Genomic DNA, 16,351 nt, shown 5'->3' on the forward strand with positions numbered 1-16,351 from the left:
CGTTCGTTTACGTGGGAACGTAGGCTGTCAGCTCTCCGCCTGTGACTCAAGGACGCGGTTCATTGACCGCATACGCTGCAGGCACTGCCGCCGGACCACGCCGTCGCGTGGGTGACCGCCGATGCCGACGACGACCTGCCGCGCCTGCTGCTGTGCCTGGTCGAGGCGCTGGAGCCCTACGATCTGCCCTGGCGCATGGCGCCGGAGGCCCTGGTAGAGCAAGCGGCCCAGAAGGTAGGGCTGCGCGAAGCCGTAGAGGTGCTGCGCGCCGCACTGGCCGCAACTGCCGTCGAGCGCGGCGTCATTGCCCTGGACGACGTGCATGCCATCTCGGACGTGCAGGTATTCGAGTTCCTCCGGCTGTTGCTCCACAGCCTGCCGGACAAGTGGACCCTGGCCATCGCAAGCCGAACCGAGCCGCCGCTGGCCCTGGCGCGCCTGCGCAGCCGGCGCGAAATGGCCGAGTTCCGGCACGCCGAGCTAAGTTTCTCGTTGCAGGAGGTGGAGCAACTGTCGCGCATCGCGACTGGCCAGGACGATCCTGCGGTCGCCCGCAGTCTGCATGAACGTACCCAAGGATGGCCCGCCGGGCTGAGCCTAAGCCTGAACACAGCCGTCGGCAGGCAGCCCGAAGTCCCGTCGAGGCCGGCGAGCCAGAAGCTCAGTCGCCGTCACATGTTCGAATACCTGGCCGAAGAGGTTCTGACGCGGATGCCGGATGAGTTGCGCGAATTCCTGCTGCGTTGCTCGGTGCTGCCCGAACTCAGCGCGGAGCGCTGCGCGGCGCTCAGTGCCCAGCCGCAGCCGCGCGCTGCTGAACTGATCGAGGAGACCGAAAGGCGGGGGTTGTTCGTTGCAGTGCTTGACGGCGAGACGCTCACACTGCGCCTGCATGACCTCTTTCGCGATTTTCTGGAGGAGCAATTGCGCAGGCGCTATCCGGACGAAGTGCCGTTGCTCCTGCGCCGTGCTGCCGAGGTCGAGGCCGATCCGGCGCGCAAGGTCGCGCTGTTGCTGCGAGCCGGCGCCTGGGCTGCGGCCGAGCACGCTGTGGTCGACGCAGTTGACGTCGCGCTGGCGTTTGGCCGGATTGCGCAGGCGAAGCGCCTGATCGATCAGTTTCCGGTGCACCTGCGCGAGCAGTCGGCGAACCTGGCATTCGCGCGCGGCCTGTGCGCCTGGCACGACGCCGACAGCATCGTCAGCGGGACGCCATGCAGGTTGCTGCCGCTCAGTTCGGTGTGCTCGGCCAACCGAAGCAGGCGCTGTGGGCCAGGGCGCTTGCGGCCCTCGGCCTGATGTCTTCGGGCGATGTGAACGAAGCCCTCGACCTGTCAGTGCGCATTCGGGCTTCTCCCGCAGACCTGGAGGGCAGGAGGCTGCCAATCGCGCTTTTTGACCATTGGTACATTGGTACAGCGGCTACTATGGTCCTGCTGAAGGCCCGGGTCAGCATCTGCGCACGATCGTCGACTGCTTGTTGGCCAGCCCTGACCCCGCCCTTTGGTACCGCTGCATGCCTCGAGTGAGTCTGTTCCTCGGCCGGCCCGGCGTTTGCGATCAGTTGCGTCGGCTGACCGAGGCAGCCAAGATCGTTGCGGGCGAAGAGCATCCTTCGCTGCGGGCCTCCGTTAGCCTGATCGAGATGGCGCAACTGCTGTGGCAAGGCAACGTCACTGCCGCCCAAGCGGCGTTGGAGCGGACCTTCGAAGACAGCCGATGGCTGGGTCAGCCGGATAGCCTGCGTGGCCCCTTGCTGATCTACAAAGCGCAGATCGACCTGGTTCGCGATGATCGCAATGCATTCGAGGCGAGTCGCCAGGCGATCCTGGCGCATGCACACGCGCTCGCGCCTGGGGGCAGGCTGGTCGGGCTTTTCCTTCCTACCATCATCAGGATGTCTGCCGCGGCGGAAGACTGGGATGCCGTGCGAAAAGCTTTGGCCATGCTGGAAGGGCACCCGGTGCGCCGTCTAGCGAGTCTCGAGCTTTACTTTGAAACCTTTGATGCCCAGCTTGCATTGGCCGAGGGGCGAGGCGACGAAGCATTGACCCTCCTGCGGAAGTTGCACGAGCCGTCGCGCCAAAGGGATATCTTCACGCTCCACGCGACGGTTTGCACCCGGCTCGCACTGGCGGAGCTCAGATATGGAACGCCCCGCGCGGCATGGGAAGCCATCGCAACGATGGTGGAGCGTATATCGGCGACCGGCGAAATCGGGCAAGTATTGATACCTGGGGTGAATGCGCTGACGGAACTGTCCAAAGCCGAGTGGGGCGAGCCCGCGCCGGCCGAAGGCATTGCAATGCTGCAGAGATGGGCCGAGCTCGGCCGCCTTTATGGCATGCATGACACTTCGGATCGCGACAATGTCCACCCACCGCGGCTGAGTGGGCGCGAATTCGAAGTAATGGCGATGGTGGCTGAAGGTCAGAGCAACAAGCTGATAGCCCGCGCACTCGATCTGAGCCCGCACACCGTCAAACGTCATGTGGCTCGCATCCTCGACAGGCTCGATCTGTCCTCGCGAGGCGAAGCCGCGGCCTGGTATGCGAAGAACCTTGCCGGCCGCGGTTGAGTGAGCGCCTGAACAGCTCTACGCCTTTGGCAGCAACACCACCCGCTGCGCCTCCGCCGTCTCGCGCAGAAACTGCCACACCGCCTGCATCCGCGCCAGGTGCTTGTTCTCCGCCGGCATCGACATCCAGAAGGTGCGCGTGAAATTCGCCTCGCCGGGCAGCACGGTGCGCAACCGCGAATCGCGCCCGGCGAGGAAAGCCGGCAGCACCGCGATGCCGGCGCCGGCCGCAGTCGCCTGGTGCTGCGCCAGGATGCTGGTGCTGCGCAGCGCGAAGGCGTCGGGGCGGTACAGCTCGTCGAGGTACTGCAATTCCTTGCTGAAGAGCAGGTCGTCCACGTAGCTGATGAAGGTGTGGCCGCGCAGGTCCTCGCGCGAGGCGATGGGCGGATGGGCGTCCAGGTAGTCGACCGAGGCGTAGAGGCGCAGCACGTAGTCGGTCAGCTTGCTCACCACCACCGGGCCGCGCGCCGGCCGCTCCAGCGAAATCACGATGTCGGCCTCGCGCCGCGACAGATGCACGAGCCGCGGCATCGCCAGCAGGTCGATCACCAGCTTGGGATGCTGCTGCGCAAAGCGCGCCAGCTGGGGCGCCAGCACCATGGTGCCGAAGCCCTCGGTGGCGCCGATGCGCACCAGACCCGAGAGGCCCGCCTGCGCGGCCGGCGCCGCGCTTTCCACCGCGAGAAAGGCCCCCTCCATCGCCTCCACCTGCGGCTGCAGCCGCCGGCCGGCCTCGGTCAGGCGATGGCCGCCGGCCTCACGGGCGAAGAGGGCGCTGCCGATCTCCTTCTCCAGCGCCTGGATGCGGCGCGCCACCGTCGTGTGATCGACCGCCAGCCGGCGCGCCGCGCTCACCAGCGTGCCGGAGCGCGCCAGCTCCAGGAAAAAGCGCAGGTTGTCCCAGTCCATGCGTTGCAATTATGCAGATCATGGGTGCGTATTTGTCTATTGCCATGGCAAAAGTGCAAAGCTAGCATGGGTCGCTGAAGCCTTTACTCAGGAGACAAATCCATGGATGCCACCACCACGCCCGCGACCCAGGTCGCCACCGTCAAGCTCTTGATCGGCGGCAAGTTCGTCGAGTCGAAGACCAGCGAATGGCGCGACATCGTCAACCCCGCCACGCAGGAGGTCCTGGCGCGCGTGCCCTTCGCGACGCAGGCCGAGGTCGATGCCGCCGTGGCCTCGGCCCAGGATGCCTTCAAGACCTGGCGCAAGACCGCCATCGGCGCCCGGGCGCGCATCTTCCTCAAGTACCAGCAGCTGATCCGCGAGCACATGGGCGAGCTGGCCGCCATCCTCACCGCCGAGCAGGGCAAGACCCTGCCCGATGCCGAGGGCGACGTGTTCCGCGGCCTCGAGGTGGTCGAGCACGCGTCGAACATCGGCAACCTGCAATTGGGCGAGCTGGCCAACAACGTGGCCGGCGGCGTCGACACCTACACGCTGCTGCAGCCGCTGGGCGTGTGCGCGGGCATCACGCCCTTCAACTTCCCGGCCATGATTCCGCTGTGGATGTTCCCGATGGCCATCGTCACCGGCAACACCTTCGTGCTGAAGCCCTCCGAGCAGGACCCGATGGTGACCATGCGCCTGTGCGAGCTCGCCCTCGAAGCCGGCATCCCGCCGGGCGTGCTGAACGTGGTGCATGGCGGCGAGGCCGTGGTCAACGCGATCTGCGACCACAAGGACATCAAGGCGATCTCCTTCGTCGGCTCCACCAAGGTCGGCACCCACGTCTACAACCGCGCCACGCTGGCCGGCAAGCGCGTGCAATGCATGATGGGCGCGAAGAACCACGCCATCGTGATGCCCGATGCGCACAAGGACCAGTCGCTCAACGCGCTGGTCGGCGCGAGCTTCGGCGCGGCGGGGCAGCGCTGCATGGCGGTGTCCGTCGCGGTGCTGGTGGGCGATGCGCGCAAGTGGATTCCGGACCTGGTCGAGAAGGCCAAGACGCTCAAGATCGGCGCCGGCATCGACAAGGGCGTGGACGTCGGCCCGCTGGTGTCGTGTGCGGCCTACGAGCGCGTCACCGGCCTGATCGAGCGCGGCGTGGCCGACGGCGCGACGCTGGAGCTCGACGGCCGCAAGCCCACGGTGCCCGGCTACGACAAGGGCAACTTCGTCGGCCCGACCATCTTCTCCGGCGTGAAGCCCGGCATGACCATCTACGACCAGGAGATCTTCGGACCGGTGCTGTGCGTGGCCGGCGCGGAGAGCATCGACGAGGCGATCGAGATGATCAACGCCAACCCGAACGGCAACGGCACCGCGATCTTCACGCAGTCGGGCGCGGCGGCGCGCCGCTTCCAGGAAGACATCGACGTCGGCCAGGTGGGCATCAACGTGCCGATCCCGGTGCCGGTGCCGATGTTCTCCTTCACCGGCTCGCGCGGCTCCAAGCTGGGCGACCTCGGCCCCTATGGCAAGCAGGTCATCATGTTCTACACGCAGACCAAGACTGTGACGGCGCGCTGGTTCGACGACGCCACCGCCCATGGCCTGAACACCACCATCAGCCTCAAGTAATCTCGGCTGCATGGACTTCGAACTTTCCGAGGAGCAGCGCGCCTTCGCCCAGACTGCGCGCGAGTTCGCGCTCGCGGAATTCGCCCCGCACGCCGCGCAGTGGGATGCGGAAGGCATCTTCCCGAAGGAGGCCATCGCGAAGGCCGGCGAGCTGGGCTTCTGCGGCCTCTATGCGCCCGAGAGCATCGAGGGCCTGGCCCTGCCGCGCCTCGATGCCACGCTGGTGTTCGAGGAGATGGCCGCGGTCGACCCGTCGACCACGGCCTTCATCACCATCCACAACATGGCCACCTGGATGCTCGGCACCTGGGGCGGGGCAGCGGTGCGCGAGCGCTGGGGAGCGGATCTCACGAGCGGGCGCAAGCTGGCGTCCTACTGCCTGACGGAGCCGGGCGCCGGGTCGGATGCCGGCTCGCTCAAGACGCGGGCCGAGCTGAAGGGCGGCGAGTACCTCATCAACGGCGGCAAGGCCTTCATCTCCGGCGCGGGCTCGACCGACGTGCTGGTGCTGATGGCTCGCACCGGCGGCGGCGGCGCGGGCGGCATCTCGGCCTTCGCGCTGCCAGCTGACGCCCCCGGCATCAGCTACGGCAAGAAGGAGCACAAGATGGGCTGGAACAGCCAGCCCACGCGCACCATCAATTTCGACAACGTGCGCATTCCGGCAGAAAACCTGCTGGGCAGCGAAGGCGAGGGCTTCCGCATCGCGATGAAGGGGCTGGACGGCGGGCGCATCAACATCGCGACCTGCTCGGTGGGCGCGGCGCAGGGCGCGCTCGATGCCGCGCGGCGCTACCTGCACGAGCGCCAGCAGTTCGGCAAGCCGCTCGCAAGCTTCCAGGCCCTGCAGTTCAAGCTGGCCGACATGGCGACCGAGCTGGTGGCCGCGCGCCAGATGGTGCGGCTGGCGGCGAGCAAGCTCGATGCGGGCCATGCCGATGCCAGCACCTATTGCGCGATGGCCAAACGCTTCGCGACCGATGCCGGCTTCAACGTCTGCAACGATGCGCTGCAGCTGCACGGCGGCTACGGCTACCTGAGCGAATTCCCGCTGGAGCGGCTGGTGCGCGATGCGCGCGTGCACCAGATCCTCGAAGGCACCAACGAAATCATGCGCGTGATCGTTGCGCGCAAGCTGCTGGAGGGCGACAGCGACATCCGCTGAGCCTGCTTCCCTGACTCGACACCCCATGACCGATCCCGTAGTTCTCTTCGAAGAAATCAAGACCGCCGGCGGCAAGCGCTTCGGCGTTGCCACCCTCAACGCGCCTGCCTCGCTCAACGCGCTGTCGGTGGCGATGGTGCGCCTGCTTACGCCGAAGCTGCGCGAATGGGCGCAGCACCCGTCCGTGGCCGGCGTGCTGCTCCAGGCCGCGGGCGAGAAGGCCTTCTGCGCCGGCGGCGACCTGCGGCAGCTCTACCAGACGCTGCTGGCCTGCGGTCCGGCGCGCAATACCTATGCGGAGGACTTCTTCCGCGAAGAGTACGAGCTCGACTACCTGATCCACACCTTCCCCAAACCCCTGCTGTGCTGGGGCCACGGCATCGTGATGGGCGGCGGCGTGGGCCTGATGGCGGGCGCCTCGCACCGGGTCGTGACGCTGCAGAGCCGCGTGGCGATGCCGGAAATCAACATCGGCCTGTACCCCGACGTCGGCGGCAGCTGGTTCCTGCGGCGCATGCCGGGGCGCGTGGGAGTGTTCCTGGCACTGACCGCGGCGCCCCTCAACGCGGCCGATGCGATCTTCTGCGGCCTGGCAGACCTCGTGGTGCCGCAGGAGCGCAAGCCGCAGGTGCTGGAGGGAATCGCGGCCGCAGCCTGGAGCGGCGAGCTCGCGGCCGACCGTGCCACGCTGTCGCGCCTGCTGGCCGAGGCGGGCCGGGGCGCAGAGCGGCAGCCGTCGAAGGTGCGCGAACATTTCGACACCATCAACGACCTGATGGCGGGCGACGACCTGCTGGACATCGCGAAGCGCCTGCGTGCGCTGAAGTCGGAAGACTCCTGGCTGCAGACCGCTGCCCAGACCTTCGCCAAGGGCGCGCCGAGCACTGCAGCCGTGTCCTTTGCGCTGTGGCAGCGCGTCAAGCACATGTCGCTGGCGGAAGTGTTCCGCCTCGAGTACTGGACTTCGCTGGGCTTCTGCGCGCACAAGGACTTTGCCGAGGGCATCCGCGCTTTGCTGATCGAGAAGGATCGCAATCCGAAATGGAACCCGGCCACGCTCGAGGAGATCACGCCGGAATTCGTCGAGGACCACCTGCGTCCGCGCGGCGAGATGCCGCAAGCGCTGGCCCGGCTGGCCTGACCCTGCCCCGCATACGCATTCACCAGAAAGAACGGAGACAAGCATGAAGATCGCATTCATCGGCGTGGGCCACATGGGCGGCCCCATGGCCCTCAACCTGCACAAGGCCGGCCATGTGCTCAGCGCCTTCGACCTTTCGGCCGAGGCCTGCAAGACGCTCGCTGCCGAAGGCGTTCCCATCGCCGCTTCCGCGGCCGATACGCTGGCCGGCGCCGAGGTGGTGATCAGCATGCTGCCCGCGAGCCAGCATGTGGAGTCGCTCTACTTCGGCAGCGAGGGCCAGCCCGGGCTGCTGGAGCGCATCGCGCCCGGCACGCTGGTGATCGACAGCAGCACCATCGCCGCGGCGACCTCGCGCAAGCTGGCGCAGGCCGGCGCGAAGCGGGGCGTGGCGGTGATCGACGCGCCCGTCTCCGGCGGCACCGGCGGCGCGATCGCGGGCACGCTGACCTTCATGGTCGGGGGCGCCGCGGCCGACCTCGAGCGCGCGCGCCCGGTGCTGGAGAAGATGGGCGCCAACATCTTCCACGCCGGCGAGGCCGGCGCGGGCCAGACCGCCAAGATCTGCAACAACATGCTGCTCGGCATCCTGATGATCGGCACCTCGGAAGCCATCGCGCTGGGCGTGGCCAACGGGCTGGACCCCAAGGTGCTGTCGGAGATCATGCGCCGCAGCTCGGGCGGCAACTGGGCGCTCGAAAAGTACAACCCGCTGCCGGGCGTGATGGAGAACGCGCCGGCTTCCAAGGGCTATGCCGGTGGCTTCGGCACGGACCTGATGCTCAAGGACCTCGGCCTGGCGCAGGAGAACGCCGCGGCCGTGCGCGCTTCGACGCCGCTGGGCGGGCTGGCGCGCAACCTGTATGCGGCGCACAGCCTGGCGGGGCACGGGGTGCTCGATTTCTCGAGCGTGATCAAGCTGGTGCAGAAGGCCGGCTAAAGCGCCAACAATTGCACGCACCCTGACTGTTACCTGCGCGCTGCGGCGCCCAGGCGGCTTTGCACGCGGGGGATTGCCTACGATCCGGCATCCCCGCCCGCGCAACCGCCGCATGAAGCATTTCCATCGACTCCTTCGCTCGAAGGGCCGCCTGGCCCTCGCACTCGTTCTCGCCCTGGCTGCGCTCGCCGCCGCAGCCGTGTTTCTCCATCTGAACGACAGCTCGCCCACTCGCCGGCTCGACGGGCCGGCGCATGAAATGCGCCATGCGCCGGAAGCCTGGACGGCCGTCGAGAAGGACGGTTCCGACCTGCTGCGCGACCTGCGTACCGGCCAGGTCGGCGCCGTGGGTCTTGCGCCCAACGCGCTGCTCGTTTCCACCACCGCGGGCGAGCGCTACTTCGTGGTCGACGGGCGCGGCTCCTTTGCCGCAGTCGCCGTCGCCCAGGCCAAGGAAGGCGGCGCGCACCCGTTCCAGCTCGTCGTGCTGCCGGACAGCACCGTGGGCGCGCCTGCCGCGGACAACCGGACGCTCACCACCGCGCGCGACCTGGCCGGCATCTTCCTGCCCCTGCTGCTGATTGCGTTCGTGGTCTACACGATGCGCGATTCGATCGGCGGCGGCGCGAAGCTGGTCGAGGCGCCGACCGGCGTCGGCTTCGACGAGGTCATCGGCGCAGGCGAGGCCAAGCACGCGCTGCAGGACATCGTCGACTACCTGAAGGACCCCGGCCGCTACCGCGCGATCGGCGCGCGCGCACCGTGCGGCGTGCTCATGCTCGGCGGCCCCGGCGTGGGCAAGACCCTGCTGGCGAAGGCGCTGGCCGGCGAGTGCGGCGCGCGCTTCATCGCCACCAACGGCAGCGAGTTCACCTCGAAGTTCTACGGCGTCGGCGTCCAGAAGGTCAAGAAGCTCTTCGAGACCGCACGCAAGAATGCGCCCTGCATCCTGTTCATCGACGAGCTGGATGGCATCTCCAAGCGCACCTCGGCGGGCGCGGGGCCGGCCGAGTCGGAAAGCAACCGCATCATCAACCAGCTGCTGGTCGAGATGGACGGTTTCGAGGCCAACCAGGGCGTGATCGTGGTCGGCGCGACCAACCTGGAGGAGCACATCGACGAAGCCCTGCTGCGCGAAGGCCGCTTCGACCGCCGCGTCCACGTCAAGCTGCCGGACGTGCGCGACCGCTCTGCGATCTTCAGGCTCTACGCGGGCAAGCTGCGCACCGAAGGCGCGATCGACCACGAGCAGCTCGCGCGGCTGACCACCGGCCTGTCGCCGGCCACCATCGCCCACATCGTCAATCATGCGGCGCTCGTGGCCGCGCGCGCGGGCAGCCTGGCCGTCACGATGGGCCACCTGATGGAAGCCATCGAGACCACGCGCATCGGCGAGCTCAACGGCGCGCAGCGCGCGCTCGGCGAGCGCGAGCGCCGCTACATCGCCGTCCACGAGGCCGGCCATGCGCTGGTCTCGGCCGTGCTGGGCTACGGCAAGGTGGAGAAGGTCACCATCCTGCCGCGCGGCGGCGCGCTGGGCGTCACGCTCGTCACGCAGGAAGAAGACCAGACGCTGGTGCTCAAGAGCGACATGGAGAAGCACATCCAGATGCTGCTGGGCGGGCGCAACGCCGAGCTGGCCGTCTTCGACGAGGCGTCGAGCGGGGCCAGCCAGGACCTGCAGCAGGCGTCCAAGCTGGCGCTCGACATGGTGGGGCGCTACGGCTTCGGGCAGGACGGCACGCTTTTCAGCATCGGCGCGCTCCCGGCCCAGCATGCCTCGCGGCAGATCTCAGTGGCGGTGCGCCAGGCCAACGAGCTGCTCGAGGCGCTGAACCTCCAGTGCCAGCAGGTCATGCGCGCACATCGCCGTGCGCTGGATGCGCTGACCGAAGAGCTGCTGGCCCACGAGACGGTGTCGGGCGAGCGGGTGCTGGAGCTGGTCGGGCAGCGCGCGCCGGTGGCGCTGGTCGCCTGAGGGCGTTTACAGCAGCTCGATCCCCGGCAGGCTCTTGAAGCAGCTCTCCCGCGTGATCCGCACGAAATCCTCCAGCCAGGGCCGCGCCGAGGTCGATGCGGTGCAGGCCATGTGCAGCTCGCCCGTGAGTCCCTTCTTGCCCACCGGCCGGGCCGTGACGTAGCCGCGGTCCAGGTAGTTCTGCACCGCCCACAGCGGCAGGGCCGCGATGCCGCGGCCGCTGGCGACCAGCTGCAGCATCGCGACCGTGAGCTCGGTGGTGCGCCGCTGCGCGGGCTCGACGCCGGCCGGTGCCAGCACCTGGCGCACGATGTCGAGCATCTCGTCTGGCACGGGGTAGGTGATCAGCGTCTGGTCCGCGAAATGGCGCGCCGTCAGATAGGGCTTGGACGCCAGCGGATGCTCGTTGGCGACCAGCGCCATGATCTCGAAGCGGAACAGTGGGTGGTAGTCCACCGTCTCCGCGGCATCCTGCTCGGAGACGATGGCGACCTCGGCGCGCTTCTGCAGCACCAGCGCGATCGGGTCCGGGTGGAAGCCCGAGACGATGTCCAGCTCGATCTCGGGCCAGCGGGTGCGGAAGGCGTCCATGGCCGGCATCAGCCAGTCGAAGCAGGTGTGGCACTCGACCACGATGCGCAGCTGGCCGGCGCCGCCTTGCGCCAGCCGCGACAGGTCGCGCTCCGCTTCCTCGACCAGCGGCAGCGCGGCGTCGGCCAGCTGCAGCAGGCGCAGGCCGGCGCCGCTGAACTGGGGCGGTACGGACTTGCGCTCGAACAGGGCCGCCTCGTAGCGCTCCTCGAGCAGCTTGATCTGGTGCGACAGCGCCGACTGCGTGAGGTTGAGCAGCTGCGCCGCGCGCACCAGGCTGCCGGTGTCGCGCAGCGCGACCAGGGTGCGCAGGTGGCGGATCTCGAGGATGGACTGGGACATGAACAAAATTCAAGTTGAACGGCAAAAGCTTTCGTTTGAATCATAGGGCAGTAAGCCCGACCATCGGGGGATGACACGCATCCACACCCTCGGCTTCCCGCGCATGGGCGCGCAGCGCGAACTCAAGTTCGCCCTCGAACAACACTGGCGCGGCGAGATCGACCGCGAGGCCCTCGAAGCGGCCGGCCGCGAGCTGCGCCGACGCCACTGGCAGGCCCAGCGCGACGCCGGCCTGGACTTCGTGACCGTGGGAGACTTCGCTTTCTACGACCACGTGGCCAACCACATCCAGCTGCTGGGCTGCGAGCCGGCGCGCTTCGACTTCAGGGGCGACGAGCCCGAGCTCTCGCGCTACTTCACGATGGCGCGCGGCGTCGCGGCCGAGGTACATGACCACGCCGGCTGCGCCCACGGCGAGCACGGCCGCTTCGCGCTGGAGATGACCAAGTGGTTCGACACCAACTACCACTACCTGGTGCCGGAGTTCTCGCCGCATACGCACTTCGGCCTGGCGTCGGTCCGGCTTTTCGACGAGGTGGCCGAGGCGCAGAAGGCCGGCCACGCGGTCAAGGCCGTGCTGCTCGGGCCGTTGAGCTTTCTCTGGCTGGGCAAGGAGAAGCAGGCCGGCTTCGACCGCTTCGGCCTGCTCGAATCCCTGCTGCCAGTCTACGAGCAGGTGCTGGCGCGCCTGAAGGCGCAGGGCGTCGAATGGGTGCAGATCGACGAGCCCATCCTGGGCCTGGACCTGCCTGAACCCTGGCGCCATGCCTTCGAGCGCGTCTACTGGCAGCTTGCACGCAACGCGCCGAAGCTGCTGCTGTCCACGTATTTCTCGCCGCTCGCGGACAACCTGCGCCTGGCCTGCCAGCTGCCGGTGGCCGGCCTGCACGTCGATGCGGTGCGCGCGCCCGACGAGCTCACCGGCGTGGCCGACTGGCTGCCGGCGCACAAGGTGCTGTCGGTCGGCATCGTCGATGGCCGCAACATCTGGCGCACCGACCCCGACGCCGCGCTCGCGCGCCTGCGGCCGGTCGCCGCCAAGCACCGGGGCGAGCTGTGGATCGCGCCTTCTTGCTCGCTGCTGCATGTGCCGTTCAGCCTGGCGGCGGAGAAGCAGCTCGATGCCGAGCTGAAGTCCTGGCTGGCCTTCGCGGTCGAGAAGCTGGGCGAGCTGCGCGTGCTGCGCGCCGTGCTCGACGGCGAGGAGGAGGGCGTCGCAGAGGCGCTCGCATCCGCCCGTGCCGCAGTTGCAGCGCGCCGCGCCAGTCCGCGCGTGCATCGCGCGGAGGTGGCCTTGCGCCTCGCGCGCCGCGTGGCCGGCGACGATCGCCGCGCCTCGCCCTTCGCCGAGCGCCAGGCCGTGCAGCGGGTTCGCTTCGCGCTGCCGCCGCTGCCCACGACCACCATCGGCTCCTTCCCGCAGACGGCGCAGATCCGCGCCGCGCGCGCCGCCTTCAAGCGCGGCGAGCTCGACGCCGCAGGCTACCGCGAGAAGATGCGCGCCGAGATCGCGCTGGCGGTGCGCAAGCAGGAAGCGCTCGACATCGATGTGCTGGTACACGGCGAGGCCGAGCGCAACGACATGGTCGAGTACTTCGGCGAGCAGCTGGACGGCTTCGCCTTCACCGCCAACGGCTGGGTGCAGTCCTACGGCTCGCGCTGCGTCAAGCCGCCCATCATCTTCGGCGACGTCGCGCGCCCGGCGCCGATGACGGTCGAGTGGAGCGCCTATGCGCAAAGCCTCACGCCGCGGCCGATGAAGGGCATGCTGACCGGCCCCGTCACCATCCTCCAGTGGTCCTTCGTGCGCGACGACCAGCCGCGCAGCGTCACCACCGAGCAGATCGCGTGGGCGATCCGCGACGAGGTGGTCGACCTGGAGCGCGCCGGCATCGGCATCGTCCAGATCGACGAGCCGGCCATCCGCGAGGGCCTGCCGCTGCGCCGTGCCGGCTGGAAGGCCTACCTGGAGGGCGCCACCCGTGCCTTTCGCATCAGCGCCTCGGGCGTGGGCGACCGCACGCAGATCCACACCCACATGTGCTATTCGGAGTTCAACGACATCCTGCCCGAGATCGCGGCCATGGATGCCGACGTGATCACCATCGAGACCAGCCGTTCCGACATGGAGCTGCTGCGCGGCTTCGGCGACTTCGAGTACCCCAACGAGATCGGCCCCGGCGTCTACGACATCCACTCGCCGCGCGTGCCGGCGGTCGAGGAGATGGTGCGCCTCATGCGCAAGGCTGCGGCGGTGGTGCCGCCGTCGAAGCTGTGGGTCAACCCGGACTGCGGGTTGAAGACCCGCGGATGGGCCGAGACCGAGGCGGCGCTGGTGAACATGGTGTCGGCGGCGAAGCTGTTGCGGCAGGAGCTGGCGCAGCCATCCTGAGAAAGTGAGTCAGTCCAGCAGCGTCATGCCGGCTGAGCGAAACCGCGGCGCGGTCGTAGCGACGCGGCCGCGGAGCAAGGCTTCGAGGCGGCGATAGACCGTGCGCAGCGCTGGTCAGCCGTCGCAGAGGTCAGCGTGCTATCCTTTTTGGTTCCGGACAATGGTCCCACCATCGTCAGTCATGACTTCACAGCGGGAAAAGCAGACGCATCGCGTTCCGCGCACACGCGTCGACAAGTTCGCCGAGCGCCGCGCCGAGCTCGGCGAGGCGGCGTTGCAGACCCTGGCGACCTTGGGCTACGCGCGCACCAGCCTGCGCGAGATCGCGCAGAACTCGGTGTTCTCGCATGGCGTGCTGCACTACTACTTCAGCGACAAGGTCGACCTGATCGTGTGCAGCGTGCGCCAGTACAAGGCGCGCTGCGTCACCCGCTACGACCGCGTCACGGCCGATGCGGCGAGCTACGACGAGATGATGGAAGGCTTCCTGCGCGCCCTGGGCGACACCCTGCGCGACGAGGCCCACATGCACCGGCTGTGGTACGACCTGCGCGCGCAGGCGCTGTTCGAGGAGGCCTTCCGCGCCGATGTCGCGGCCATCGACAAGAGCCTGGAGAACATGGTCCTGCGGATCATGAACCGCTTCTCGGAGCTGGCCGAGGCGCCGCTGGCGCTGGCGCCCTCGGTGCTCTATGCCTTGTTCGACGGGCTGTTCCAGCAGTACCTGCTGCGCCACCTGTCGGGCGACGAGGAGGCGGTGGAGGCGCTGCGCGCGGACGCGCGGACCGCGATCGACACGCTGTTCGGCGTGGCCGTGCACGCCGAGTAGCAGCTCGGAAGATCAGAGACAGGCCGCTCGTCATGGCGGCCTTTTTCCTGGGCACGCGGCGCGGCTGGTGCGCGTGTCTGCGTAGACTCGTCGCCTTTGCAGCGAATCGATCCCCGCCACCGGGAGCCCTCCATGAAGTCTTCTCTTTCCCTGTCCGTCCTCTCGCTCGGCCTGGCCCTTGCATTGAGCCTGCCGGCTTCGGCCGAAACCCTCAAGAAGCCCGAGCTCGACCGGCTCGCCGCGGCCCAGCAGGCCAGGCCGGCGCCCAGCTTCCGCGCCTTCCTCGCGCAGGCCGCCAAGGCCGATCCGCGCCTCAAGCCCGCCGTCGCGGCCTACGAGAAGAAGTTGCCGCTCCAGGGCGATGAACTCACCAACATCGCCCGCCTGCTCGGCCTCTACAACCGCCTTCACAACCAGAAGGCCGTGATCGCGAGCATCGAGTCCATGGTGGCGATGCCCACCGTGCGCATGGACAAGGTGCCGCCGCACGAGAACAAGGCCATCATCGAATTCGGCCAGCTGGTCGAGAAGATGGCGAAGGACTTCGGCCTCCAGTACCGCAACGTCGACAACCGCATCTTCGAGGTCAAGCTGCCGGGCAGCGGCAGCCAGGAATTCGGCATCCTCACCCATGCCGACGTGGTGCCCGCGGTGCTGGAGGAGTGGGTGCTGGACGACGGCACGCGCCTCGATCCGTTCAAGATGACGCGCGTGGACGACAAGCTCTACGGCCGCGGCACCATCGACGACAAGGGCTCCATCGCCGCCGTGCTCTACGCGATGAAAGCGGTCAAGGAAAGCGGCCTGCCGCTGGACCGCAGCATCCGCCTGATGATCGAGACCACCGAGGAAACCGGCGGCGACGCGATGAAGTACTACCGCGAAAAGACCCCGCTGCCCGACTACAACATTGTGCTCGACAGCAAGTACCCCGCGGTGGTGGCCGAGAAGGGCTCGGGCGGGCTCAAGGTCTTGTTCCCGGTGCAGGCTCCGGACGGCCAGCGCACGGCGATCACCGCGATGGCGGGCTCGGCCGCGGCCAATGCCGTGCCGCAGACCGCGACCGCCACGCTCAAGGGCGGCGACCTGGCCCAGGCGGCGGACCGGCTGGAAGCCGCCAAGGCCGCTTTCGTCCAGAAATACGAAGGCCAGGGCGGCAAGTTCGGCATCGACATCGCCAAGGGCGCCGACAGCGTGGACATCAAGGTCACGGGCGTCTCGGCCCATGGCTCGCGGCCGGAAGAGGGCGTCAATCCGCTGCCGCGCCTGGCGCTGTTCCTGCGCGAGTCCGGCGTGGTGCTGGCCGACAACCACTATGCGAAGGCCATCGACTATCTGGTCACGCTCTACGGCACCGACTACCTCGGCGAGAAGATGGGCGTGGCCTACAAGGACGACTTCATGGGGCCGCTCACGATGTCGCCCAATCTGATCCGCGAGAAGGACGGCAAGCTCGAAGTCACGGCCAACGTGCGCATGCCGCGCGGCCGCACGCCCGAGCAGCTGACCCGCGCCATCAGCGAGAAGGTCGACGCCTGGGCGGCCGCGAAGCAGGCCAAGGTCGAAGTCGACTACCAGCAGGGCGACTGGATGGCGCGCGACCCCAAGGGGGCGTGGCTCTCCACGCTGCTCAACATCTTCGGCGACACCACGGGCCTGGAAGCCAAGCCCGTGCCCACCGCCGGCAGCACCACCGCCAAGCTCATGCCCAACGCCATCAACTTCGGCCCGGCCATGCCCGGCAAGAAGTACACCGCGCACAACGCCAAGGAGTTCAAGGAAGTCGCCGACCTGGATGCCGACATGCAGATGTTCACCGAGATGCTGGTGCGCGTCGGCAATCTGAAGTCGATGCAGTAA

General features: G+C 68.2%; 12 protein-coding genes. 10 read left to right on the forward strand and 2 right to left on the reverse strand.

What is annotated here, in order from left to right; genetic code table 11:
- Positions 1–111 precede the first annotated feature (111 nt).
- Together AC3A6X_RS35455 and AC3A6X_RS35460 are read left to right on the forward strand one after the other, a co-directional pair.
- The gene (locus AC3A6X_RS35455; RefSeq protein ID WP_487846550.1) at positions 112–1,299 is read left to right on the forward strand and encodes a winged helix-turn-helix domain-containing protein; all 1,188 of its coding nucleotides are present in this window, start codon (positions 112–114) and stop codon (positions 1,297–1,299) included.
- A gap of 226 nt (positions 1,300–1,525) precedes the next feature.
- On the forward strand, positions 1,526–2,578 hold the full coding sequence (locus AC3A6X_RS35460; protein WP_487846551.1) for a helix-turn-helix transcriptional regulator: 1,053 nt from the start codon (positions 1,526–1,528) through the stop codon (positions 2,576–2,578).
- Between the two features lie 18 nt (positions 2,579–2,596).
- Here the strand turns inward: AC3A6X_RS35460 and AC3A6X_RS35465 are convergent, their stop codons facing one another.
- The gene (locus AC3A6X_RS35465) at positions 2,597–3,490 is read right to left on the reverse strand and encodes a LysR family transcriptional regulator (protein WP_487846552.1); all 894 of its coding nucleotides are present in this window, start codon (positions 3,488–3,490) and stop codon (positions 2,597–2,599) included.
- Between the two features lie 102 nt (positions 3,491–3,592).
- Here AC3A6X_RS35465 and AC3A6X_RS35470 point away from each other — a divergent pair, with 102 nt between their 5' ends.
- From AC3A6X_RS35470 to AC3A6X_RS35490, 5 genes are all read left to right on the forward strand, one after another.
- Positions 3,593–5,113 (forward strand): CoA-acylating methylmalonate-semialdehyde dehydrogenase, encoded by a 1,521-nt coding sequence (locus AC3A6X_RS35470; RefSeq protein ID WP_309969449.1) that lies wholly within the window; start codon positions 3,593–3,595, stop codon positions 5,111–5,113.
- Between the two features lie 10 nt (positions 5,114–5,123).
- Complete coding sequence (locus tag AC3A6X_RS35475) at positions 5,124–6,278, forward strand: acyl-CoA dehydrogenase family protein (protein ID WP_487846553.1); 1,155 nt, start codon at positions 5,124–5,126, stop codon at positions 6,276–6,278.
- Positions 6,279–6,303: 25 nt separating this feature from the next.
- Complete coding sequence (locus AC3A6X_RS35480; protein WP_487846554.1) at positions 6,304–7,419, forward strand: enoyl-CoA hydratase/isomerase family protein; 1,116 nt, start codon at positions 6,304–6,306, stop codon at positions 7,417–7,419.
- A 43-nt stretch (positions 7,420–7,462) separates the two neighbouring features.
- The gene (gene mmsB / locus AC3A6X_RS35485; RefSeq protein ID WP_487846555.1) at positions 7,463–8,359 is read left to right on the forward strand and encodes a 3-hydroxyisobutyrate dehydrogenase; all 897 of its coding nucleotides are present in this window, start codon (positions 7,463–7,465) and stop codon (positions 8,357–8,359) included.
- Positions 8,360–8,471: 112 nt separating this feature from the next.
- Positions 8,472–10,337 carry an ATP-dependent metallopeptidase FtsH/Yme1/Tma family protein gene (locus AC3A6X_RS35490; RefSeq protein ID WP_487846556.1) on the forward strand — a complete coding sequence of 622 codons (1,866 nt, stop codon included), beginning with the start codon at positions 8,472–8,474 and terminating at the stop codon, positions 10,335–10,337.
- Positions 10,338–10,343: 6 nt separating this feature from the next.
- Here the strand turns inward: AC3A6X_RS35490 and AC3A6X_RS35495 are convergent, their stop codons facing one another.
- Complete coding sequence (locus tag AC3A6X_RS35495) at positions 10,344–11,270, reverse strand: LysR family transcriptional regulator (RefSeq protein WP_487846557.1); 927 nt, start codon at positions 11,268–11,270, stop codon at positions 10,344–10,346.
- Between the two features lie 70 nt (positions 11,271–11,340).
- Here AC3A6X_RS35495 and metE point away from each other — a divergent pair, with 70 nt between their 5' ends.
- The 3 genes from metE to AC3A6X_RS35510 all read left to right on the forward strand — a co-directional run bounded on the left by metE (position 11,341) and on the right by AC3A6X_RS35510 (position 16,351).
- Positions 11,341–13,662 (forward strand): 5-methyltetrahydropteroyltriglutamate--homocysteine S-methyltransferase, encoded by a 2,322-nt coding sequence (gene metE / locus AC3A6X_RS35500; RefSeq protein WP_487846558.1) that lies wholly within the window; start codon positions 11,341–11,343, stop codon positions 13,660–13,662.
- A 181-nt stretch (positions 13,663–13,843) separates the two neighbouring features.
- On the forward strand, positions 13,844–14,491 hold the full coding sequence (locus tag AC3A6X_RS35505; protein ID WP_487846559.1) for a TetR/AcrR family transcriptional regulator: 648 nt from the start codon (positions 13,844–13,846) through the stop codon (positions 14,489–14,491).
- 132 nt (positions 14,492–14,623) lie between these two features.
- Complete coding sequence (locus AC3A6X_RS35510; protein WP_487846560.1) at positions 14,624–16,351, forward strand: dipeptidase; 1,728 nt, start codon at positions 14,624–14,626, stop codon at positions 16,349–16,351.

It is taken from the genome of Variovorax sp. Soil_C_12 (assembly GCF_057657375.1).